25 protein-coding genes and 1 pseudogene are annotated in these 21,134 nt (G+C 58.4%); 14 read left to right on the forward strand and 12 right to left on the reverse strand.

Going from position 1 to position 21,134, the window contains the following annotated elements; all coding sequences use genetic code 11:
* Positions 1-159: 159 nt before the first annotated feature.
* The 3 genes from DBO86_RS15800 to DBO86_RS15810 are packed head-to-tail and all read left to right on the forward strand — an operon-like array spanning position 160 to position 2,412.
* Complete coding sequence (locus tag DBO86_RS15800; RefSeq protein WP_099167931.1) at positions 160-408, forward strand: hypothetical protein; 249 nt, start codon at positions 160-162, stop codon at positions 406-408.
* 43 nt (positions 409-451) lie between these two features.
* Positions 452-1,072: a LysE family translocator gene (locus tag DBO86_RS15805; protein WP_014819627.1), complete on the forward strand. Its 621-nt coding sequence runs from the start codon at positions 452-454 to the stop codon at positions 1,070-1,072.
* A 50-nt stretch (positions 1,073-1,122) separates the two neighbouring features.
* Positions 1,123-2,412 (forward strand): ISL3-like element ISPst9 family transposase, encoded by a 1,290-nt coding sequence (locus tag DBO86_RS15810; RefSeq protein ID WP_033939138.1) that lies wholly within the window; start codon positions 1,123-1,125, stop codon positions 2,410-2,412.
* Here the strand turns inward: DBO86_RS15810 and DBO86_RS26275 are convergent.
* The gene (locus DBO86_RS26275) at positions 2,381-2,848 is read right to left on the reverse strand and encodes a VOC family protein (RefSeq protein WP_052261070.1); all 468 of its coding nucleotides are present in this window, start codon (positions 2,846-2,848) and stop codon (positions 2,381-2,383) included. The genes DBO86_RS15810 and DBO86_RS26275 overlap by 32 nt on opposite strands.
* 135 nt (positions 2,849-2,983) lie before the next feature.
* Positions 2,984-3,262 carry a winged helix-turn-helix transcriptional regulator gene (locus DBO86_RS15820; protein WP_025828124.1) on the reverse strand — a complete coding sequence of 93 codons (279 nt, stop codon included), beginning with the start codon at positions 3,260-3,262 and terminating at the stop codon, positions 2,984-2,986.
* 199 nt (positions 3,263-3,461) lie between these two features.
* Here DBO86_RS15820 and DBO86_RS15825 point away from each other — a divergent pair, with 199 nt between their 5' ends.
* Positions 3,462-4,520 carry an NAD(P)H-dependent flavin oxidoreductase gene (locus DBO86_RS15825; RefSeq protein ID WP_025828123.1) on the forward strand — a complete coding sequence of 353 codons (1,059 nt, stop codon included), beginning with the start codon at positions 3,462-3,464 and terminating at the stop codon, positions 4,518-4,520.
* 47 nt (positions 4,521-4,567) lie between these two features.
* Complete coding sequence (gene gstA, locus DBO86_RS15830) at positions 4,568-5,176, forward strand: glutathione transferase GstA (RefSeq protein ID WP_017516422.1); 609 nt, start codon at positions 4,568-4,570, stop codon at positions 5,174-5,176.
* 291 nt (positions 5,177-5,467) lie between these two features.
* Here gstA and DBO86_RS15835 read toward each other — a convergent pair whose 3' ends face one another.
* Entirely contained in the window at positions 5,468-6,550 is a 1,083-nt protein-coding gene (locus DBO86_RS15835; protein WP_052261069.1) for a zinc-dependent alcohol dehydrogenase family protein, read from the reverse strand.
* A 130-nt stretch (positions 6,551-6,680) separates the two neighbouring features.
* Between DBO86_RS15835 and DBO86_RS15840 the strand changes: the two genes are divergently transcribed.
* Complete coding sequence (locus DBO86_RS15840) at positions 6,681-7,604, forward strand: LysR family transcriptional regulator (RefSeq protein ID WP_017516420.1); 924 nt, start codon at positions 6,681-6,683, stop codon at positions 7,602-7,604.
* A 24-nt stretch (positions 7,605-7,628) separates the two neighbouring features.
* Here the strand turns inward: DBO86_RS15840 and DBO86_RS15845 are convergent, their stop codons facing one another.
* Complete coding sequence (locus tag DBO86_RS15845) at positions 7,629-8,558, reverse strand: LysR family transcriptional regulator (RefSeq protein ID WP_017516419.1); 930 nt, start codon at positions 8,556-8,558, stop codon at positions 7,629-7,631.
* Between the two features lie 101 nt (positions 8,559-8,659).
* Between DBO86_RS15845 and DBO86_RS15850 the strand changes: the two genes are divergently transcribed.
* From DBO86_RS15850 to DBO86_RS15870, 5 genes are all read left to right on the forward strand, one after another.
* Entirely contained in the window at positions 8,660-9,271 is a 612-nt protein-coding gene (locus DBO86_RS15850) for a glutathione S-transferase family protein (protein ID WP_017516418.1), read from the forward strand.
* A 21-nt stretch (positions 9,272-9,292) separates the two neighbouring features.
* Complete coding sequence (locus DBO86_RS15855) at positions 9,293-9,997, forward strand: SDR family NAD(P)-dependent oxidoreductase (RefSeq protein WP_017516417.1); 705 nt, start codon at positions 9,293-9,295, stop codon at positions 9,995-9,997.
* Between the two features lie 10 nt (positions 9,998-10,007).
* Positions 10,008-10,688, forward strand: coding sequence for a cupin domain-containing protein (locus tag DBO86_RS15860; protein ID WP_081596628.1), 681 nt, complete (start codon positions 10,008-10,010; stop codon positions 10,686-10,688).
* Between the two features lie 85 nt (positions 10,689-10,773).
* A complete protein-coding gene (locus DBO86_RS15865; RefSeq protein ID WP_017516415.1) occupies positions 10,774-11,169 on the forward strand; it encodes an MAPEG family protein in 396 nt (131 codons plus the stop codon).
* Between the two features lie 138 nt (positions 11,170-11,307).
* The gene (locus DBO86_RS15870) at positions 11,308-12,258 is read left to right on the forward strand and encodes a LysR family transcriptional regulator (RefSeq protein ID WP_161795745.1); all 951 of its coding nucleotides are present in this window, start codon (positions 11,308-11,310) and stop codon (positions 12,256-12,258) included.
* Here the strand turns inward: DBO86_RS15870 and DBO86_RS15875 are convergent.
* The 8 genes and pseudogenes from DBO86_RS15875 to DBO86_RS15910 all read right to left on the reverse strand — a co-directional run.
* Positions 12,212-12,457, reverse strand: a complete 246-nt coding sequence (locus DBO86_RS15875) for a DUF2274 domain-containing protein (protein ID WP_017516414.1) — start codon at positions 12,455-12,457, stop codon at positions 12,212-12,214. The genes DBO86_RS15870 and DBO86_RS15875 overlap by 47 nt on opposite strands.
* Positions 12,454-13,677: a TraB/TrbI/VirB10 family type IV secretion system protein gene (locus tag DBO86_RS15880; RefSeq protein WP_017516413.1), complete on the reverse strand. Its 1,224-nt coding sequence runs from the start codon at positions 13,675-13,677 to the stop codon at positions 12,454-12,456. Before DBO86_RS15880 ends, DBO86_RS15875 begins: the two co-directional genes overlap by 4 nt.
* A gap of 3 nt (positions 13,678-13,680) precedes the next feature.
* Positions 13,681-14,739, reverse strand: coding sequence for a P-type conjugative transfer protein TrbG (gene trbG / locus DBO86_RS15885; RefSeq protein WP_017516412.1), 1,059 nt, complete (start codon positions 14,737-14,739; stop codon positions 13,681-13,683).
* Entirely contained in the window at positions 14,736-15,422 is a 687-nt protein-coding gene (trbF, locus tag DBO86_RS15890; protein ID WP_025829577.1) for a conjugal transfer protein TrbF, read from the reverse strand. Before trbF ends, trbG begins: the two co-directional genes overlap by 4 nt.
* Positions 15,419-16,708, reverse strand: a complete 1,290-nt coding sequence (gene trbL, locus DBO86_RS15895) for a P-type conjugative transfer protein TrbL (protein ID WP_099170562.1) — start codon at positions 16,706-16,708, stop codon at positions 15,419-15,421. Before trbL ends, trbF begins: the two co-directional genes overlap by 4 nt.
* Positions 16,709-16,711: 3 nt before the next feature.
* Positions 16,712-16,987, reverse strand: coding sequence for a putative entry exclusion protein TrbK-alt (trbK-alt, locus tag DBO86_RS15900; protein WP_025825443.1), 276 nt, complete (start codon positions 16,985-16,987; stop codon positions 16,712-16,714).
* 6 nt (positions 16,988-16,993) lie between these two features.
* On the reverse strand, positions 16,994-17,773 hold the full coding sequence (gene trbJ, locus DBO86_RS15905) for a P-type conjugative transfer protein TrbJ (protein ID WP_099170561.1): 780 nt from the start codon (positions 17,771-17,773) through the stop codon (positions 16,994-16,996).
* A pseudogene (locus DBO86_RS15910) lies at positions 17,751-18,662 on the reverse strand (TraG/VirB4 family ATPase); the annotation flags it as partial. The pseudogene DBO86_RS15910 and the gene trbJ, both read right to left, overlap by 23 nt.
* 161 nt (positions 18,663-18,823) lie before the next feature.
* Here DBO86_RS15910 and DBO86_RS15915 point away from each other — a divergent pair.
* Genes DBO86_RS15915 through DBO86_RS15925 form a run of 3 tightly spaced genes read left to right on the forward strand, consistent with a single transcriptional unit; the run spans position 18,824 to position 21,076 of the window.
* The gene (locus DBO86_RS15915; protein WP_099167931.1) at positions 18,824-19,072 is read left to right on the forward strand and encodes a hypothetical protein; all 249 of its coding nucleotides are present in this window, start codon (positions 18,824-18,826) and stop codon (positions 19,070-19,072) included.
* Positions 19,073-19,115: 43 nt separating this feature from the next.
* Entirely contained in the window at positions 19,116-19,736 is a 621-nt protein-coding gene (locus DBO86_RS15920) for a LysE family translocator (protein WP_014819627.1), read from the forward strand.
* Positions 19,737-19,786: 50 nt separating this feature from the next.
* Positions 19,787-21,076 carry an ISL3-like element ISPst9 family transposase gene (locus DBO86_RS15925; RefSeq protein WP_033939138.1) on the forward strand — a complete coding sequence of 430 codons (1,290 nt, stop codon included), beginning with the start codon at positions 19,787-19,789 and terminating at the stop codon, positions 21,074-21,076.
* The last annotated feature ends 58 nt before the right edge of the window (positions 21,077-21,134 follow it).

Genomic DNA, 21,134 nt, shown 5'->3' on the forward strand with positions numbered 1-21,134 from the left:
GGGTATGCGGATTTAATGGTTGATATGTGAAGTAGAAAGCGGAAGGGAAAACTAAATCCACAACGGACTAAATGGTTGATAGCTAACCGTGCCGGTCTTTCCAGATCCCCTTCCCTATAGCCATATGTAGGGAACACTTGAAAACTAGGCATATCTGTCTTGACAATAGCCCCGGTACAAGAAGCGGGTGTCGTTGTGCTCAGCCAGCCTTTCTTCGCCAAAAGCAATATTGCCACGAAGAGTGGTAGCCTACGGGCTCAGTACCTCCCCAGTTGGGTCATCGCCCGGCTAGAAGGTATTGAGGCGGCTCGGGGTGCATTGCACCATGTCGCGCCGGTCGGCAAGATGGAAGACTACATTGAGCGGATGTTGCGTAATGTCACGCCCTACTTGAACGAGGTGCACTGACCATGCATATCCAACCTACTCCCTTGAGGTCACAACAAAGCTAATGATCGATCTACTTGTTTTCCTCCCGGCATGTTTCGCACTGAACCTGGCGTTCGGCCCCAATAACCTCGTTGCGATGACACACGGTGCGCAAAAGGGCGTAGGGTTTTCCTTTATGGCAAGCACAGCACGGCTTGCCGTCTTCGTGCCCATGATTGCTGCTAGCGCGCTTGGTTTAGGGATGCTTTTGTCTGCTTCGGCGTTGGTCTTCAACGTGATCAAGATCGTTGGTGCCGCCTATCTGGTCTGGATGGGCATCAAGCTCCTCAGAACAACATCTGGCTCGACTAACCTAAACGCAGATGCAATGAAACCTTCGCTTCGTAAGGCATTCCGTAGTGAGGCGCTGATCGCCATCAGTAACCCCAAAGCAATCCTCATTTTCGCGGCATTCTTCCCGCAATTCGTGGATATAACGAATTACTGGCTGAGCTATGCAACTCTTGGGACGGTTTTTATCGCGCTAGAGGCCGTTGCAATAGCGATATATGCGTCAGCAGGGCGTTTTGCAGCAGCTTTCGCAGCAAACAAGCTGCACTGGTTTCAACGCGCCTCAGGTGGAGGAATGATTGCTTTCGGCATCCTGCTTCTTCTTAGTCGCCAACCTTCGCGTGTTGCCTAGGTTCTTAAGAACGCTTTAGCCAGTTGCTAGTCGTCTTAAGAGAATAACGTATGACCGAAATGCCCGACAACATCCTGCACCTGCCCTCATACCAGGTGCTGGGCTGCAAAGCCACCGACGATGAAATGCACTTCCAGGTAGACGCGCCCGATCCCATTGCTTGCGAGGAATGCGGGGTGCAGGGTGAGTTCGTGCGTTTCGGCAAGCGTGATGTTCCCTATCATGATCTGCCCATCCACGGCAAGCGGGTCACCCTCTGGGTGCTCCGCCGCCGGTACATCTGTCGGGCCTGCGAGGCTACCTTCAGGCCCCAGCTACCGGAGGTGGTGGACGGCTTCCGCATGACACTGCGGCTACATGAATACGTAGAGAAGGAGTCCTTTAACCACCCCTACACTTTCGTGGCGCAGCAAACCGGATTGGACGAGAAGACGGTACGGGACATCTTCAACGCCCGCGCCGCGTTCTTAGGCCGCTGGCACCGCTTCGAAACGCCTCGCATTCTGGGCATCGACGAGCTGTACCTGAACAAGCGCTACCGCTGCATCCTGACCAACATTGAGGAGAAGACCCTGCTCGATCTGCTGGCCACTCGCCGTCAGGACGTCGTGACTAACTACCTGATGAAGCTGAAAGACCGGCAGAAGATCGATATCGTCAGCATGGACATGTGGAATCCATATCGAACGGCGGTCAGGGCGGTGCTGCCACAGGCCCGCATCGTGGTCGATAAATTCCATGTGGTGCGCATGGCCAACGATGCTCTGGAGAAGGTGCGCAAGGGGCTCCGGAAAGAGCTGAAACCAGCCCAGATCCGAACCCTCAAGGGAGACCGGAAAATCCTGCTGAAGCGCGCTCACGAAGTCTCAGACCGGGAGCGGCTGATCATGGAAACCTGGACAGGCGCATTCCCGCAACTGCTGGCTGCCTACGAGCACAAGGAGCGCTTCTACAGCATCTGGGACGCCACCACACGACCCCAGGCAGAAGCCGCCCTGGACGAGTGGATATCCACCATCCCGAAGGGCCAGAAAGAAGTCTGGAGCGATCTGTTTAGGGCGGTGGGCAACTGGCGCGAAGAGATCATGACCTACTTCGAGACGGACATACCTGTCACCAACGCTTTCACGGAGTCCATCAACCGACTGGCCAAGGACAAGAACCGTGAAGGACGAGGTTATTCCTTTGAGGTGATGCGGGCGCGAATGCTCTACACCACGAAGCACAAGAAGAAGGCCCCGACTGCGAAGGTCTCTCCGTTCTACAAGAAAACCATCGGTTACGGACTGCCAGACCTCGCAGAGGAGCTCAACTACGGGGTCGATCTATCAACCATCTGAGGGTAGCATCAGGTTGGTGAGGGGAAGGTGCCCCATCAACCATTAAATCCGCATACCCCAATTCCTCCGCGCAGGCATCGACCATCTTGGGCGCGACCCGAAACGCTAGCTGAACGGAACCAACACCAGGTGCAGGCACCGTCTCGGGAAAGAGGCCACCCGCTGGTTCGCTCGTCAGAACAAGGATATTGCTGCCAACCTTGAACTCGACCCATCCATCTCCTGCAGCCTGGCGAAACTCAAGCTGCATGATTTCTTCGTAGAATTTTCGCATCGCGGTCATGTCGCGGGTATAGATAATGGTGTAATCCAAAGCGCGGATTTGGTTGAGTGCGGATACGGTCTTACTCTGGGAAAATGCTTTCGTCGGATTAGCCAAGATTGCCGAACCAACAGCGGCCATTGCGATGCTCTGACGGCGGGTTAATGGAGTCATAGATCATCCTCTGTGTCTTCTTGGGTCTGTGATACCCGTCGCGTCCTGAGAGGCCCCCAAGTTTCGACTGGCCTATGAACCCTTTGCGGTGATGCGGGCTTGATGCGCGATACCAGACCGACTCCATGGCGTTGATCAAGCTCGTTCTTTCAGCATTTTCCCAACCGTAACGATCGCATCGATTGCAGGAACGAGTTGCTGACCTAGATCGGTTAGGCTGTATTCCACCGTGGGTGGAGAGGTCGCCACGACCGTTCGGTCGACAACCCCCTTTGATTCAAGCTCTTTCAGGCGTGCGCTCAGAACTTTGGCTGATACCGGCGTAATGTCTTCTTTTAGCTCGGAAAATCGGCGCGCGCCTCCGCTGAGGTACCAGATGATGTTGGGGGTCCACGCACCTCCAATAAGCCTCATACACTCGTTCAAAGGGCAGTCGGGATCGTGGGCCGGAGACCTATTTTTTCGTCGCTTCAAAACTGTCAAAGCACGTCCTTTCCGTGGTTACCATCTGGAAACTTCAAAATAAGAGTAACCTGAGGAAAGCTAATTACAAGATGTAACGTTGGACCTATCTAGTCTGCATCTGGTGCGTAACTCGGATGGAGGCAAACTCATGCAAAGCACGCAAACCCTGGATCTGCTGAAGATCAAACATCCTATAATTCAAGGCCCTTTTGGTGGCGGGCTTTCGACCGTGGAGCTGGTTTCCACCGTTTCTAACCTCGGCGGCTTGGGGTCATTTGGTGTGCATTATCTGGAAGCCGAAGGCATTCTGGGTGTCGCTTCTGAAATCCGGGAGAAGACCAGCAACCCTTTCGCGCTGAACCTTTGGGTGTCTGATCACGATCCAGAGGCACGGGATTACTCCACTGATGCCTACGATCGGGCTTGGCGCCTATTTGAACCGCTTTATCGTGAGCTCAACCTTCCCAAACCAGAGCAACCGCCGCGGTTCCACCCCAGCTTTGAGGAGCAGGTGGAGGCAATCCTTGAAGCACAACCGGATGTGTTCAGCTTCGTCTTTGGAATACCGCCAGCCCGCGTGTTGGCAGATTGCAAGGCCCGGGGCATCACAACAGTGGGGGCCGCAACAACATTAGCCGAGGCGCAAGCGCTCGAAGCTGCAAATGTCGATGTGATCCTCGCCACAGGGTTCGAAGCGGGCGGGCACAGGCCGTCCTTTCTGGACCGGGCCGAGGACAGCTTGATGGGCACCATGCCGCTTACCCGTGTTATCTCAGAGATGTGTTCAAAACCGGTCATTGCGGCGGGTGGGATTGTGGATGCCGGGGGCATCGAGGCGGCGTTGTCCCTCGGTGCGGGGGCCGCGCAATTGGGCACGGCGTTCCTGGCCTGCGCGGAATCCGGCACGGTGGATCAACATCGGGCGGCACTGTATTCGGATCGCTCTGCCAGTTCAGAACTGACACGTGCCTATACCGGGCGACTTGCCAGGGGCATGTCCAACCGTCTGATCAAAGACATGCAGGCCGTGGCAGCTCAGCTCCCGCCGTTTCCAGTCCAGGCATGGTTCGTGGCGCCGCTGCGCGCAGCAAGCATCGCTGCAGGGGGTGATGAGTTCCTCTCGCTCTATGCAAATCAGGCCGCACCGCTTCTGAAGCACAGGAAGACCGCCGATCTGATGGCCGACCTGATCGTCGGCATCGCGTGAGGCCGTTCCCAGCTCAGTTCAACCCCTCTGAAATCATGGAGCCTAAAATGAAACTCTACTATTCCCCCGGTGCGTGTTCATTGTCCCCGCACATCATCCTGCGCGAGGTGGGCGCGAAATTTGAACTCGATCTCGTCGATCTTCAGACCAAGAAAACTCAATCCGGCGACGATTACCTCGGTATCTGCTTAAAAGGCTATGTTCCAGCGCTGGCGTTGGATACCGGCGATGTCATTACCGAAGGTGTGGCTATCATTCAGTACATTGCAGACGGCGTTCCAGAAGCCGATTTGGTCCCTCCGTCCGGAAGCATTGAACGGGCCAAGCTGCAAGGCGTTCTGAATTTCATTAGTGCCGAGCTTCACAAGTCCTTTTCACCTTTGTTCTCAGCGACAGCCTCCGAAGAACAAATCCAGGCGGCTCCTGCCAAGGTGGGCAAATGTTTCGACTATATCGAAGCGCGGTTTTCAGATAGCCGCACACACATCATGGGAGATACATATACGATTGCGGACGCCTATTTGTTCGTTGTGGCGCGGTGGGCGGGTTTTAAGGATATCAGCTTGGATGCCTGGCCTAAGTTACAGGCCTATCTGCAACGGATCGGAGATCGACCGGCCGTGAAGGCCGCAATTGAGGCCGAGACGTCCGGCTAGCGTAAAGCGGAGGCGGCTCAGCGTATGAGGCCTGGTGCGCGTTCGATCATGTGTTGATGGAATACGCTGATGTGTTTGCGCTGAGCCGCCGCACCCTTCTGGAGAATTCACTTGTCGGTGGGGTCGGAGCCGATCAATTTAGAAGAGAGCGGTAATCGCGGGAGAGAGTCAGCGGTTGCCTTGGAAGGGACCGTCAGCCGCACAAACCACTGGCTCCGCGGACTTAACGCTGTACTGCGTTTGCAACGGTTTACTGATTGCAACACTGCGTCAGTGTTCTGAGAGAGCTGACTAACTGTGAAGCACGTCTTCGTCGAGCGTTTGCGATTTGGCTTCGCGCCAGTCGCTGACCCGGACGGTGATTTTTCCAAATGGGCCGTGTTTGAGATGTGCGAATGCGTCTTGCACATCTTCAAAAGCGTATTCCTTATCGACTACCGGATGGATGTCATTGCGCTGAACAAAGCTGATCAATCGCTCAAGCGCGCGTCGATGTCCGACCGAGACTCCTTGCAGTCTTATTCTGCGCAGCATGAACGGAATCGCACTGATCTGCGCATCCATCCCGCCGAGGAAGCCGACAAGCGATATCTGGCCCTGTGGCGCAGCTGCTGTCAAAGATCGGGCAAGGTTATCGCCGCCGATCAATTCCAGAATGTGATCGACACCGGCACCGTCGGTCAGTTCGATAACTTCTTCGGGCCAGTTTGGGTGGGTACTCGTATTTATACCAGCCCAAGCACCGAGCTTGAGCGTCTGGGTGAGTTTGTTCTCACTTCGCGAAGTAACGATTACGCGTGCGCCGATCGCTTGCGCAATCTGCAATCCGGCAAGTGCAACGCCCCCTGTGCCCTGGACGAGAACGGTTTGACCCTCTCGGACATTGCCGGTTTCGGCGAAAGCGAACCATGCCGTCAGTGCTGCTACAGGGAGCGTGGAGGCCTCCGCATCCGTCAAATCACTTGGTACTTTGACAGCTGCCGCTTCCGGAATGACGATGTATTCAGCAAGCCCACCAGGCAGAGGTCCGCCCAAAGACAAACCATGGGTGAGCATCGACCGCGGCGGTTGACCGTCAATCCATTCGGTCCAGAAGTTACCAATCACCCGGTCTCCAGGCTCGACGCTTGAGACGTTGTGCCCAACGTCAACGACCGCACCACAAAAGTCCGAGACAGGAATGAATGGCATGTTAGGCCGTTCCGGCAAAAGTGCCCCATCGACCACCAATTTGTCGCGATAATTCAGCGAGACTGTTCGTACACGTATCAGAACTTCCGTCGCAGATGGAATCGGTCTGTGTGTTTCAACCATTTCGAGGTTGCTTAGGCCGAATTCCCTGAGCGCCCACGCCCTCATCGTTTTCTGTTTCATGAAATCTGCACCTCACGATTGCAGGTGATCTGTTGTCGATCACGTGACATCTGGGCACAGCCTATTGTATATTTCATATAGTTAGTTGGGAATTCTTATCCTATCATTTGCGAAAAAGGATCGTGAATTTATGCGTCTCCTCCCGTCTATCAGCGTCGAAGGCATTTCTGCGTTCGTCTACACGGTAGAGATGGGCAGTTTCACTGCAGCATCACAGGCCTTGGGCCTTTCAAAGTCTGCGGCAGCAAAGAGCGTGGCTCGGCTTGAAGAACGCCTGGGTGTACAGCTTTTGCTGCGCACGACGCGTTCGATCACGCTTACGGATGAGGGCAAAGTCTTTTTTCTGAAGAGCAAGGAGATTCTTGAAAACATTGAAGCTGCAGAGACGTCGATGAGTTTGCGGCGCAGGGAAGTGACGGGCGTTTTGAGAGTAAGCTTGCCCGTTTCTTTCGGGCGACTATGGGCTGCTCCAGCGCTTTTGGAGCTTACGACTCAATATCCGAGTTTGGTTCTCAACTTGTCTTTCACGGATCGTTTTGTCGATCTGGTTGAGGAAGGCTTCGACCTTTCTGTGCGGATCGGCGCGTCAGATGACAGCGCCACTATTCTCACCAGAATGCTGGCGGAGCAGACGTCGATCCTGTGTGCAGCGCCAGCCTACATCGCGCGTCACGGGACACCCGACAAGCTGGAGGATCTCGCTTCGCACCGATGTATCTTCTTTGAGCATGGTGGGCGCCTTCTCCCTTGGCATCTCGTTACTGAGGACGGTGACATGGTCGAGCAGTCATACGCTGGATGTTTGACAGTCAATCACGGTGAGGCTCTTCTGGATGCCGCCTTGGCAGGGCATGGCATTGCGCGGCTATCTACTTGGCTTGCCGGTGAACACTTGCGATCAGGCGCTCTTGTTCCAGTGTTGTCTTTTTCGGACATGGTAGACCGGAGCATCAACCTATTGTGGCCGCGACGACGTGACCATGCACCCAAAATCCGGGTCGCGATTGATGCACTGGTCGCGCGTTTCGCATCACCCGTTCCTTGGGGTAGATGACCGCGCCCCAAGGCTGGTTGAACGTCAAGCAGCGGCTGCACCGCGCACGAGGCTTGGCGCGCGTTCGATCAGGTGCTGATGGAACGCGCTGATGTGTTTGGGATAGGTCGCTGCACGGTTCCAAAGTGCGTCAATGCGGATCAAGGCTGGATGCTGTGGCGCCAGCATGACCCGACAAGTCTTATCCCGAAACTCCCTCGAAATGCGGGAGCCCGGCAGAATGGTGGACCCGATGCCCAAATCGGCCCATTCCTGCATGACGTGATAGCTCATCGTGTGCCCGGAATACTCCTTCAACTGAAGATCCGCGCTGGAGAAAAGGGATCGCGTTGCATTGGCCAGACCGCATCCGTCATAGGATAGAATGAACGTGTCATCTGCGATCTGTGAAAGTAGGACGGCACCCTCATCAACCTGGGTCATGGCAGACGACCGGGCTGGAAGATATCGCAGCTCTTCTGTGTAAATCTCGGTGCTGAAAGTGCTGCGCGCCGTGGGCTCATGCGGCAGAAACGGGCAGAGCATCACATCAATCTGCCCCTTTTCCAGACGGGCATCCAGATCATCCAGAAAGCACTCCTTAAAGAAGACATCGACATCGGGAAATTCTGTTCGATATGGAGCAATTACCTGTGTCAGGAGGCGCATGTCGATCAGCGGTGACAATCCAATACGAAGCAATTGATGTTGTGGATCGAAGAAGGCTTTTGCCCGGGCCTGCAACTCTCCTTGCGACTGAAGCACTGCATCGATCAGCGGTAAGACGTCTTTGCCAAAGGCGGTCAGGTTCACTTTGCGGGTTGTGCGATCGAACAGGGCTCCGCCGAGTTCTTCTTCTAACTGCGCAATCCCATTGGAAAGGGTTGGCTGGGTGACATGGCATCGTTCAGCCGCCTTGGTGAACGAAGCTTCGGCCGCAGTCGCTGAGGCATATCGGAGCTGGTTGAGGTTCATTTATAGCCACCAACTATTGGTCATATTCTGAGATGCAATTTCTCTATCAATAGCCTGACCGCTACAGTCCATGCAACCCTAGTCTAAATTTGAGGTCTGCCATGAAACTCTATGACTGCACTGGTGCAGTGAACCCACGTCGCATCAGAATTTTCCTTGCTGAGAAGGGGATCGATATCGACTGCGCTCAGGTCGATGTCTTCAAGGGCGAGCAGTACAGTGAGGGCTTCACCAAGCTCAATCCGCTCAAAGCCGTACCCTGCCTCGAGCTCGACGACGGCGCGGTCATCTCTGAGGCTGTTGCGATTGCCCGTTACTTCGAGGCTACGCAGCCTGAGCCGTCTTTGCTTGGCAAAACACCGAAGGACCAGGCTTTGGTCGCGATGTGGCAACGGCGGGTCGAAGAAGGCCTGGTCGGGGCGGCCACGACCTTTTTCCATCACGCCACTGACGGTTTGGGCGAGGCGGATCGCTATCGCAATAAAGAATGGGGCGAGGCGAACAAACCGCGCGTTGAAGAGACCATGCGCTGGTTAGACCAAGAGCTGGAGGGACGGGACTTCGTCGCTGGCGACACGTTCAGCTTTGCCGACATTACGGCGCTCTGCGGTGTCGATTTTGCGGGTCTGTTTGGCATTTCGATCCCGGCTGACTGCACGCATCTCGCGGCGTGGCACGCGCGCGTCTCTGAACGTCCGACCGCCAAGGCCTGAAACTGATCAAGGAGAAATAACATGAACGATTCACAACAAAAGAAATCTGCGATCATTGCCGGTATGGCGCCGGGCTTTGGAGCAGCGATTGCAAAGACGCTGATCGCGGATGGCTACAACGTGTACGGCCTATCCCGGAAAAGCAGCCTTGAGGGAGAAGACCTCGGCGCGTCTTACACCCACCTGCCTTACGACTTGAGCGATCAGGCGCGTGTCGAAAAGGCGATTGAGCTGATTGACGGGCAGGATGGCCCTGCAACGGTGCTGATCTACAACGCGATGCAGCTCATCCCGAAACCCTTTCTGGAACTGACACCAGAGGAGTTCCAGGCGTCTTGGGTGTCGACCTGCTTCGGTGCAATGATCACGGCGCGGGCCGTGCTGCCCGGCATGGTTTCTGCAGGTAGCGGCACAGTGATCTTCACCGGCGCAACAGCGGCTCTCAAAGGCAATCCGCGCTTTGCAGCCTTCGCATCAGCGAAGTTCGCGCTGCGTGGCCTGGCACAGTCCCTTGCCCGCGAATTTGGCCCGCAAGGGATCCACGTCGTGCATTCCGTGCTCGATGGCATCATCTGGGGACCCCAAGCCCAGGAACGCTTCAACATCAAGGAAGAAGATTGTCTCGACGCTGACGCGATCGCGACGGCCTATCTGCAGCTGATCAATCAATCCCCCAAAGCCTGGACACATGAATTCGACATGCGCCCTGCGACTGAGAAATTCTGAGGACTTCATCATGACGTACAGTGTACCAGAGAGTGTAAACACTGATCTTTCTCAACCGGCCATCGTTCATTCTGCTGAACAAGAGTGGTCGCCTTCTCCGACAGCCGGGGTTGACCGCCGCTTTCTGGAACGCGACGGGGCCGAAGTTGCCCGGGCAAGCTCGGTGGTCCGCTATGCGCCGGGAAGTGCGTTTCCGGAACACACCCATGACATGGGCGAAGAATATCTGGTGCTTGAAGGAGTGTTTTCTGATGGTGACGGGGATTTCCGCACCGGGTGTTACGTGCGCAACCCTCCGGGCAGCAAGCACGCGCCCTTCACGAAGGATGGATGCACGATTTTTGTGAAGCTGCGCCAGTTCCAAGAAGATGATCGCCAGACCGTCCACAAGCATATTGACGACCTCGCATATGAGCCAACCGGAACGGACGGTCTGACCCGCGCGCAGCTCCATCAGGATGTGTCCGAGACGGTCGTTTCAGAGAGGCTTGCGCCAGGAACCAATTGGGCTGACCGCGGCGATTTTTCCGGCGAAGAGATTTTCGTCATCGAAGGGGAGCTGCTTTACGGCGACACCCTATGCGGCGCGGGCACATGGCTGCGGTTCCCGGCTGGGGCAGAATTGCCCATCCAATCCCCGTCAGGCTGTCGCATCTGGGCCAAACGGGGCCACTTGGGGCATCTCACCTGATCGGCCGGAAAACGCGCCGCCCTGAAATCGGGTTGCTAGAGCGACCCGCATTTCAGGCTGATCTCGTCATCGAAAGGAAACAATAATGACTGAAATCCACTGGATGGCTGCAACTGGCCTCATGACTGCCCTGTTTTGGATGGTCTATGTCTTGAACCGCTTTGCCGTAATCGGGATACCAGCATCGCTGGGAAATCCGAACCCTGAGCATAAGCCCTTGTCGGACTGGGCGCAGCGCGCGACGGCGGCCCATCAAAACGCGATGGAAAACTTTCCGATCTTCGCGGCTCTGGTGTTGGGAGTCGTCGCCCTGAATTTGTCCTCTAGCCTCACGATCACACTCAGCATGCTCTACTTCTTCGCCCGTCTGGCGCACTTTGTCGTCTACACGCTGGGTATTCCGGTCGCTCGGACATTGACCTTCGTCCTTGGGTGGATAGTCCAAGTGGTTCTGGCCATGGTCATCCTCGGGGTCGTTTGATCGTGGCAGCGAAACTCAGAGCGCGCGCCACTCGCTCCGGTGACGTGGCGCATCTCCTAGCTAGAGTCGTCGCGTCCTGTCGCCCTCCCCAGTCGTGCAGCAACGGGGTGGAGTTAGTATTTGTTGCGGGATTGCATCGTGTCTCGACGCCTTAAATTAGGTGCAGGGGAACCGAGTTCTGGCATACCTCTTTGTATATCTGACTTGCAGTGTTTTCTGTCTGTCTGCGAGGCAGGTAGCATTCGTAAAGCGGCAGAGGCTATTGGCGTTGGCCAACCGTCTTTGAGCAGACGCATTCAGAAATTGGAGGAAATGCTTGGGTTGTCGCTCTTTGAAAGGCGTACGACAGGAGTGCGCCTGACGCCTTTTGGATGGCGTTTTATGTCACAATCCCGGATGCTTGTTGCCGGGGTTCAGGACGCTCTAGAATCCGCCTCTATGGCTGGGACTGCTATGACTGGAAAACTGGACGTTGGCATTACAGCCTGCCTTTCCGGCGGACCCGTGCGAAACCTGTTTTCGGCTTTTATCGAAGCCCATTGCGATGTCGCCATTCAGGTGATTGGAGCGTCCAGCAACGAACTCTCCACTCTATTGAACCAACGCCTCGTGGACGCAATCATCACTTCACGTGCGCCAAAGCCAAGTGTCGAAGACAGTGTTTTACTTTCGCGCGAGCGGATGCTTCTTGCGGTCTCGACGGACCACGAATGGTCTGAACGTCATCAAATACTCTGGGAAGAGTTGAATGAGGCTTCTGATGTTCTTTGGGTGACGGAGCCATTTACGGCTTTCGATACACACAGGCTAGGGCACGTTGCGGCTTTCGCAAAATCAGAACTCGTTCACCGAAATCGGCTGAGTCGCGAAGAGATCATGGGTTTGGTCGGTCTGGGGTTGGGCATCACATTTGTCTACGAGCACTGTAGAGGGATTACCTACCCTAATGTCACCTATGTTCCCATTGGGGGTGATGGTGAGCCAACTCCTTTTTCTCTGACATGGCTTCCAGAAAACGATAACCCGGCACTTCGACGATTCATCAGTCTGGCGAAGATCGAAGCAAAGACGAACGGTTCTCTTTCTTGAGCTTAGCGAACCCGCGATCGGTCTTCATGAAACGCTCCAGCATGGGCGCGATGAGCTTGGCCGGTTCGAGTTTGCGCCCGTTCTCAGCCGCAAGAATCTCCGCATAAGCTGTCAGATCCCGATGCACCTGCGCTGGTAGCTCGATCGTCAGCTTGACGGGCTTGTCGTCGCGAATGTCGCCTAGCTTCAACTTGCTCATCGGGCATCTCCTTGCGGTTCGAGGATTAGATCGCGCGTCACCATCACGCGTACCGGAAATCCTGGCCGGATCGTAAGTGTCGGCGGAATCTGAAGCTGGCGCTGGACGATGGCCTCGCCGGCGCGTCCGATCGTGTCCTGCGTGCCGTCTCTGATTGCCTTGGCGATCTCGTCGCCGCCATCTTCGCCGGTCTCAAGCCCAATATTGAGGATGGTCGCCAGACCCGCCGCGCGGAATAGTTGGCCCCAGTGATTGTCGACACCGTCTTCGAGCCCGGCGTATCCGGCCTGATCCGTGCCGGGCTGGCGTTCGAGGACGATGGAGCGACCGTCGGGTAGGATCAATCGGGTCCAGGCGAGCAGCAGACGACGCTGACCGGTTTCCACGCGGCTGTCATATTCGCCCAGCAGGCGCGCGCCTTGTGGGATCAGCAGGAATTGCCCGGTGGGACTGTCATAGACGTTCGCTGTGACCTGCGCGGTGATCTGCCCCGGAAGGTCGGAGCGCAGGCCTGTCAGCAGCGCTGCCTCGATGACCGATCCCGCTTGCAGGACGTAGGGGCTCGGCGGGGATTGTAGCCGATTTGCGGCGGTGGTTCGTCTATCGACCTCACGATCTAGGAAGGCTTCCTGTCGCTCCGTCGTGTCCGGCCTCCGTGCCTGATCGGCAGAAGCCGGGAAGAGACCTTGTAGCCCGGTGGCCGCGGCCGCAACGGGGGCTGCCTGTGGCCTTTCAGCCCCGGTGCCGCTCGATCTCGCGTCGGCAAAGAGCGTCGCGAGCCGCGCGGCTTCGGCCTCTTGCAAGCGCAGTTGTTCTTCCGGATCGACGGCAGGACCGGTCGCAGGAACGACGGGCACGGGCTCACCGCGCCGCTGCGCAGACAGAACCGGACGCCCGAGCTCACCCGGTAGCGGTGGGCCAAGCCGTGGGATCGACGCGTAGTCGCGCGGCAGCCCCAAAAGGCCCTCGGCCTCCTGGACTCGTTCGGTCGAGAACAGTTCGGAAGGTCCATCGCCTGGATCGGAGCCTTGCAAGGCTCCGATCAGGATCGCGCCGATGCCGAGCCCACCGGCGACGACCAGAACCGTGATCGCCTTGCGCGAGAGCCGCATGACACGCGGCGGATCGGGCCGTAGGCGGAGTTCCTTCGCGATGTCCTGTTCGGTGCGTGGCGGCTCTTCGGCGCGGTCGTCTTGTTGCTGATCTTCAGTTCCGGTCATGGGTCAGCGGTCCTCATCGGGACGCCAGGCGGACACCACGCGCTCTTCGCGTTGGGTGCTTCGCTGGACCCCGTCCGTCCGCACGATCCGCACCACCCGCTGGCGATCCCCAAGCCGCAGTTCGGCGGCGGCGAAGAGCCGATCGACGATCATGTAGTTGCGCCGGATACGGTAATTGACGAGCTGACCGTCCCCTTCAGGTCCGATCACGAAGAGCGGCGGCATCTCGCCCTGGCCAATCCCGCGCGGGAACTCGATGAAGACCTGCCGCCCGTCATCGAAGGCGCGGCGCGGCCGCCAGGGCGCGCGGTCGCCGGTGATCCGGTAGCGGAAGTTGAGATCGTCGAGATCGACATTGCGCCCGATGGGAAGGCTCGCCTCTGCACGATCGTTCTGGCGCCGAAGCGCGATCAGGTCGTCTTCGGGGTATTGCCAGGATACGGAGGCCATATAGGCCTGCGGCGTCGCGCGCAGTTCGAGGTGATAGGTGCGCCGGTCGGTGTTGATGACGAGATTGGTCACGAGATCGGGCCGGGTCGGTTTCACGAGCACATGGATGCGGCGGCTGTCGCCGGAGCCACTTTCGGTATCGCCGATGATCCAGCGTGCTGTGTCGCCCACGGCGATCGGGCCGGCGCCGACGAGACTCTCACCCGTCTGTAGCGCGATGTCCGTGACCTGGCCGGGTGAGGTGTAGACCTGATAGAGCGCCCCGGAGCTGTAGGGATAGAGCTGGACGGCGTTGATGAAGCCGTCGCGCACCGGTTCGATCCGGGCGGCGGCATTGGCGTTGGTCACGCGCTCGGTCGGTTCCGCAGCTTCTGCCGGACGGTCGTCGGCATCGACCCGCATGAGCTGGCCGGGCAGCGGTAAAGGCTCGGGTGTCTCGACGATCCGGACTGGGCGCGCCGGTTCAGCAACCAGCGTTGCGGCGACCGGATCATCGTAGCTGATCTCAGGCGGTTTGAAGGTGGCGCACCCGGCCAGCATCGAACCGGCGAGAAGTGTAGTGATGGAAAGTCTGGCGGGCATGCAGGTTTTGCGTATGATGCAATCATTCATTGGGCGTTCTCCCTTGACCAGTTGATGGCGTGGACGAAGACGCCGAGAGGGTTTTTGCGGAGGCGGTCGGCGTCGCGGGGTGGTTGGACGACGACGCTGAGTATGCCGGTCCAGCGTTCGGTGACGGCGAGCTGCCCGTTCACGTAGCGGCGTTCGGTCCAGGCCACGCGGAAGCTGTTGTCAGAAGCCCGGATGACACTGGAGATTTCGGCGGTGACTTGGACCTCGCCGACGCGGGCGAAGGGATCGTTTTCCCGGGCGAAGTCGTTGAGCGCGACGGACCCGCGATCGGTGGTGAAATCGTAAGCGCGGAGCCAGTTCTCGCGGAGCACGATCGGATCGGCGGGAACCTCGCGGACGTTCTCAATGAAGCGTGCGAGGTGGAAAGCGATCTGCGGATCGGTTGGGCGGTAGTTGGCGGTTGCCGGTACCACGGCTTGGGCTGCCCCAAGTCTATCGACCTCGACCACATAAGGGACGATTGTGCCTTGGGTGGATTGCCAAACCAGCGCGAGGCCAAAGGTCGCTGTCGTGGCGAGACACCCGATGGCCATGAGCCGCCAATTGCGGGCTTGGACGCGGGCCGAACCCATCCGCTCGTCCCAGACCTGGGCGGCCTTCCGGTAAGGGGTCACGGGTTCGGGGGTCTTGGCGTATCGCACGCTGGTTCTCTTGAATTTCATGATCTCTCCGAAAGGCTGATGGCAGTGCCCGCGCCGCCGCCATCGCCGGAGCGGATGGCGTGGGCGGCAACGGCGGTGCCGTGTTGCAGGCTCTGCTGACGTTTCATGCGGCGCGCCCAGGCGGGCGGACCGTCATTGGCGGGGGTCGGCATGGATGACGGGGAATTGCTGAACTTGCCGCCGGTGGCTTCGAAGGCAGCGCGTGAGCCGGAGCGGTAGCTGTCGCCGACAGCGCGCTTGAGCGGGCTGACAGCTGTGTTGACTCCGGCCTGGCCGACTGCGGCCATGGCGCTCGCGGCTTTCCCGGCCGTGGACGTGCCCGAGGCTGCGCCGATCCCGAAGGCAGTCGAAGCACCGCCTGCAACGGCAGATCCACCGCGCAGGGCGGCTCCACCGGCGGCCCCGGCCATCTTCGCGCCCGCGAGACCACCTGCGACCACGCCGCCTGCTGCGAGGCCGGCACCGACCGCCGCGCCGGCACCGAGCTGCGGTCCGCCAGAAACGATGCCGTTGGCGATGCCGGGGCCGAAGATGCCGAGCGCGAGCAGCGAGAGCGCCGCGAGCACGACGGCCATCGCATCCTCGATGGTCGGTTCGCCGGTGAAACCGGCAGTGAACTCGCCGAAGATGGTCGAGCCGATGCCGACGATGACGGCAAGCACGAGCACCTTGACACCGGACGATATGACGAGCCCTAGCACGCGTTCGGCCATGAAGGCGGTCTTGTTGAAGAGGCCGAAGGGCACGAGGATGAAGCCCGCGAGCGTCGCCAGCTTGAACTCGATCAGCGTCACGAAGAGCTGGATCGCGAGGATGAAAAAGGAGAGCAGGACCACGATCCAGGCGAAGAGCAGGATCGAGATCTGGATAAAGTTCTCGAAGAAGGAGACGAAGCCCATCAGGTCAGCGATGGACTCCAAGATTGGTTGCCCTGCTTCAAGCCCGACAGCGGCGATCCGGCCCGGCTGCAGGAGCTCGCCCGCACCGATCGCGCCGCCGGTGGCGATGAGGCCGAGACCTGCGAAGCTCTCGAAGACGATGCGCGCGAGCGCATTCCAGTTGCCGATGATATAGGCGAAGACGCCGACGAAGAGCGTCTTCTTGACGAGGCGACCGATGATGTCGTCATCCGCCCCCCAGGCCCAGAAGAGCGCGGCGAGCGTGACGTCGATAACGATGAGTGTGGTCGCGAGGAAGGCGACATCGCCGCCGAGCAGGCCGAACCCGCTGTCGATATAGGTCGTAAAGACCTCCAGGAACCGATCGATGACGCCGACTCCGTCCATGACCTACTCCGGGTCCGAATTGTCGGTGGACGTGCCGAAGAAGCGGCGGCGGTTCTCCTCCCAGGCGGCCTGGCACTCTGTGTCGGCTTCAAGGGCTTCCGGGGTCAGCGAGCGGCAGTGTTGCAAGGTCTCACGCAACGGATCGTCCGAGACCACGGCGGGGCGCTCCATCCGTTCCACTTCCAACGCGCGCTGAAGTTCCATCGCCGCCATGAGCGCGGCAATGGCGCCCAAGGCGATGGCGATGGCTTTCAGCGTGGTCTCAGCGGTCAGCTTCATCGCGGCTTACCGGAACATCCGCACGGTGGTCGGCTCGTAGCCGGAGCCGTAATCGAGGAAGCGCGTGAGGTTCTCGCGGGCCTGCGCTTCGGCAGTTGCGACACGCGCGGCTTCGAGCGATTGCGCCCGGTTCTGCGCGGCGATGGCCGCCGTCAAGTCAGAAATCTGCTGGCTTTGCAATGCGAGGAGTTGATTACCGGCTTGGGTCGCCTGCAAGGCACCGGTCGCGGCCTGGCTGCGGCCGACGAGCGCCTGCATTTCGGTGCGGGCGGTTTCGATGTTGCCCACGACGCCTGCCTGCACCTTGAGGGCGTCTTCGAAACCGGCGACCGAAGTGCGCCAGCGATCCTGTGCGCCCGCGATCATGTCGTCGAAATCGCCGCGCGCGGCTGCCGCGCCGTAATCCTGGGTGAAGGCTTCGTCGATCGTCGCCACATCATGGGCGATGCGCTGTGCTTCGTCCAAGAGCTGCTGGGTTTGCTGCACCGAAGACTGCAGTCGCGACAGCGACGAATATGGCAGGCTCGCGAGATTGCGCGCCTGGTTGACCAGCATCTGCGCTTCGTTCTGGAGCTGGGCGATCTGGTTGTTGATCTGCTCCAGCGTCCGGGCGGCGGTCAGCAGGTTCTCGGCATGGTTGGTCGGATCGTAGACGATCCCGCCGAACCCGCCGCCGAAGAATGCGTGGGCGGGCGGCGCGGTCGCCGGGGTCATTGCGATCGCGCTCGACAGCAACAGGGCTGCGGCGGCGCGCCCTGCCAGTTTACGTGTCTTGGTCGTGAACATCAGTCTTCTCCTTGTCGTCGTTGGCTTCTGGGGTTGCGGATGGGGTGGCTTCGATCACGGCGTCGGAAGGACCGAGCAGTTCGGTCGCCCATCCGAGATCGCACCGGGCGAGCCAGGCGGCGGCAAAACCGTCACGCCCGTGTTTGTCGAGGATCGCGTCGATCGCGGCGTGGTCGGCTTTGGAAGAGGCCGCGGTAAAGGCGAGCGCGACTTCGCCGAGGCCGAGAGCGAAGAGCCGGTTGCCGCGGCGCGACTGGCAGTAATAGTCGCGTTTGGGCGTCGCGCGGGCGACGATCTCGATCTGTCGGTCGTTGAGCCCGAAATTGCGATAGGTCGCGGCGATCTGCGGCTCGAAGGCGCGCTCGTTCGGCAGGAAGATGCGTGTCGGGCAGCTTTCGACGATGGCGGGCGCGATGTCCGAGCCGTCGATGTCGGCGAGCGATTGGGTGGCGAAGACGACGGAGGCGTTCTTCTTGCGCAGCGTCTTCAACCATTCGCGCAGTTGCGATCCGAAGGTCGCGTCGTCCAAGGCAAGCCAGCCTTCATCGACGATAATGAGGCTCGGGCGTCCGTCGAGCCGCGCTTCGATGCGGTGAAAGAGATAGGCGAGGACGGCAGGCGCAGCGGCGGAGCCGATCAGCCCCTCGGTCTCGAAGGCCTGGAAATCGGCACTGCCGAGTGCTTCGTCTTCCGCATCAAGCAGACGGCCAAACGGTCCGCCGAGGCAGAAAGGGGTCAGTGCGCGCTTGAGATCGTTCGATTGCAGGAGGACCGACAGACCTGTCAGCGTGCGTTCTTCGATCGGGGCCGAGGCAAGCGAGGTGAGCGCTGACCAGAGATGATCGCGCGCCACCGGGTCGATCATCACCTCTTCGCGGGCCAATAATCCGGGGGTATGCGGATTTAATGGTTGATATGTGAAGTAGAAAGCGGAAGGGAAAACTAAATCCACAACGGACTAAATGGTTGATAGCTAACCGTGCCGGTCTTTCCAGATCCCCTTCCCTATAGCCATATGTAGGGAACACTTGAAAACTAGGCATATCTGTCTTGACAATAGCCCCGGTACAAGAAGCGGGTGTCGTTGTGCTCAGCCAGCCTTTCTTCGCCAAAAGCAATATTGCCACGAAGAGTGGTAGCCTACGGGCTCAGTACCTCCCCAGTTGGGTCATCGCCCGGCTAGAAGGTATTGAGGCGGCTCGGGGTGCATTGCACCATGTCGCGCCGGTCGGCAAGATGGAAGACTACATTGAGCGGATGTTGCGTAATGTCACGCCCTACTTGAACGAGGTGCACTGACCATGCATATCCAACCTACTCCCTTGAGGTCACAACAAAGCTAATGATCGATCTACTTGTTTTCCTCCCGGCATGTTTCGCACTGAACCTGGCGTTCGGCCCCAATAACCTCGTTGCGATGACACACGGTGCGCAAAAGGGCGTAGGGTTTTCCTTTATGGCAAGCACAGCACGGCTTGCCGTCTTCGTGCCCATGATTGCTGCTAGCGCGCTTGGTTTAGGGATGCTTTTGTCTGCTTCGGCGTTGGTCTTCAACGTGATCAAGATCGTTGGTGCCGCCTATCTGGTCTGGATGGGCATCAAGCTCCTCAGAACAACATCTGGCTCGACTAACCTAAACGCAGATGCAATGAAACCTTCGCTTCGTAAGGCATTCCGTAGTGAGGCGCTGATCGCCATCAGTAACCCCAAAGCAATCCTCATTTTCGCGGCATTCTTCCCGCAATTCGTGGATATAACGAATTACTGGCTGAGCTATGCAACTCTTGGGACGGTTTTTATCGCGCTAGAGGCCGTTGCAATAGCGATATATGCGTCAGCAGGGCGTTTTGCAGCAGCTTTCGCAGCAAACAAGCTGCACTGGTTTCAACGCGCCTCAGGTGGAGGAATGATTGCTTTCGGCATCCTGCTTCTTCTTAGTCGCCAACCTTCGCGTGTTGCCTAGGTTCTTAAGAACGCTTTAGCCAGTTGCTAGTCGTCTTAAGAGAATAACGTATGACCGAAATGCCCGACAACATCCTGCACCTGCCCTCATACCAGGTGCTGGGCTGCAAAGCCACCGACGATGAAATGCACTTCCAGGTAGACGCGCCCGATCCCATTGCTTGCGAGGAATGCGGGGTGCAGGGTGAGTTCGTGCGTTTCGGCAAGCGTGATGTTCCCTATCATGATCTGCCCATCCACGGCAAGCGGGTCACCCTCTGGGTGCTCCGCCGCCGGTACATCTGTCGGGCCTGCGAGGCTACCTTCAGGCCCCAGCTACCGGAGGTGGTGGACGGCTTCCGCATGACACTGCGGCTACATGAATACGTAGAGAAGGAGTCCTTTAACCACCCCTACACTTTCGTGGCGCAGCAAACCGGATTGGACGAGAAGACGGTACGGGACATCTTCAACGCCCGCGCCGCGTTCTTAGGCCGCTGGCACCGCTTCGAAACGCCTCGCATTCTGGGCATCGACGAGCTGTACCTGAACAAGCGCTACCGCTGCATCCTGACCAACATTGAGGAGAAGACCCTGCTCGATCTGCTGGCCACTCGCCGTCAGGACGTCGTGACTAACTACCTGATGAAGCTGAAAGACCGGCAGAAGATCGATATCGTCAGCATGGACATGTGGAATCCATATCGAACGGCGGTCAGGGCGGTGCTGCCACAGGCCCGCATCGTGGTCGATAAATTCCATGTGGTGCGCATGGCCAACGATGCTCTGGAGAAGGTGCGCAAGGGGCTCCGGAAAGAGCTGAAACCAGCCCAGATCCGAACCCTCAAGGGAGACCGGAAAATCCTGCTGAAGCGCGCTCACGAAGTCTCAGACCGGGAGCGGCTGATCATGGAAACCTGGACAGGCGCATTCCCGCAACTGCTGGCTGCCTACGAGCACAAGGAGCGCTTCTACAGCATCTGGGACGCCACCACACGACCCCAGGCAGAAGCCGCCCTGGACGAGTGGATATCCACCATCCCGAAGGGCCAGAAAGAAGTCTGGAGCGATCTGTTTAGGGCGGTGGGCAACTGGCGCGAAGAGATCATGACCTACTTCGAGACGGACATACCTGTCACCAACGCTTTCACGGAGTCCATCAACCGACTGGCCAAGGACAAGAACCGTGAAGGACGAGGTTATTCCTTTGAGGTGATGCGGGCGCGAATGCTCTACACCACGAAGCACAAGAAGAAGGCCCCGACTGCGAAGGTCTCTCCGTTCTACAAGAAAACCATCGGTTACGGACTGCCAGACCTCGCAGAGGAGCTCAACTACGGGGTCGATCTATCAACCATCTGAGGGTAGCATCAGGTTGGTGAGGGGAAGGTGCCCCATCAACCATTAAATCCGCATACCC

The sequence above is a fragment of the Ectopseudomonas oleovorans genome (assembly GCF_003052605.1).
GTDB classification, from domain to species: Bacteria; Pseudomonadota; Gammaproteobacteria; order Pseudomonadales; family Pseudomonadaceae; genus Aquipseudomonas; species Aquipseudomonas oleovorans_A.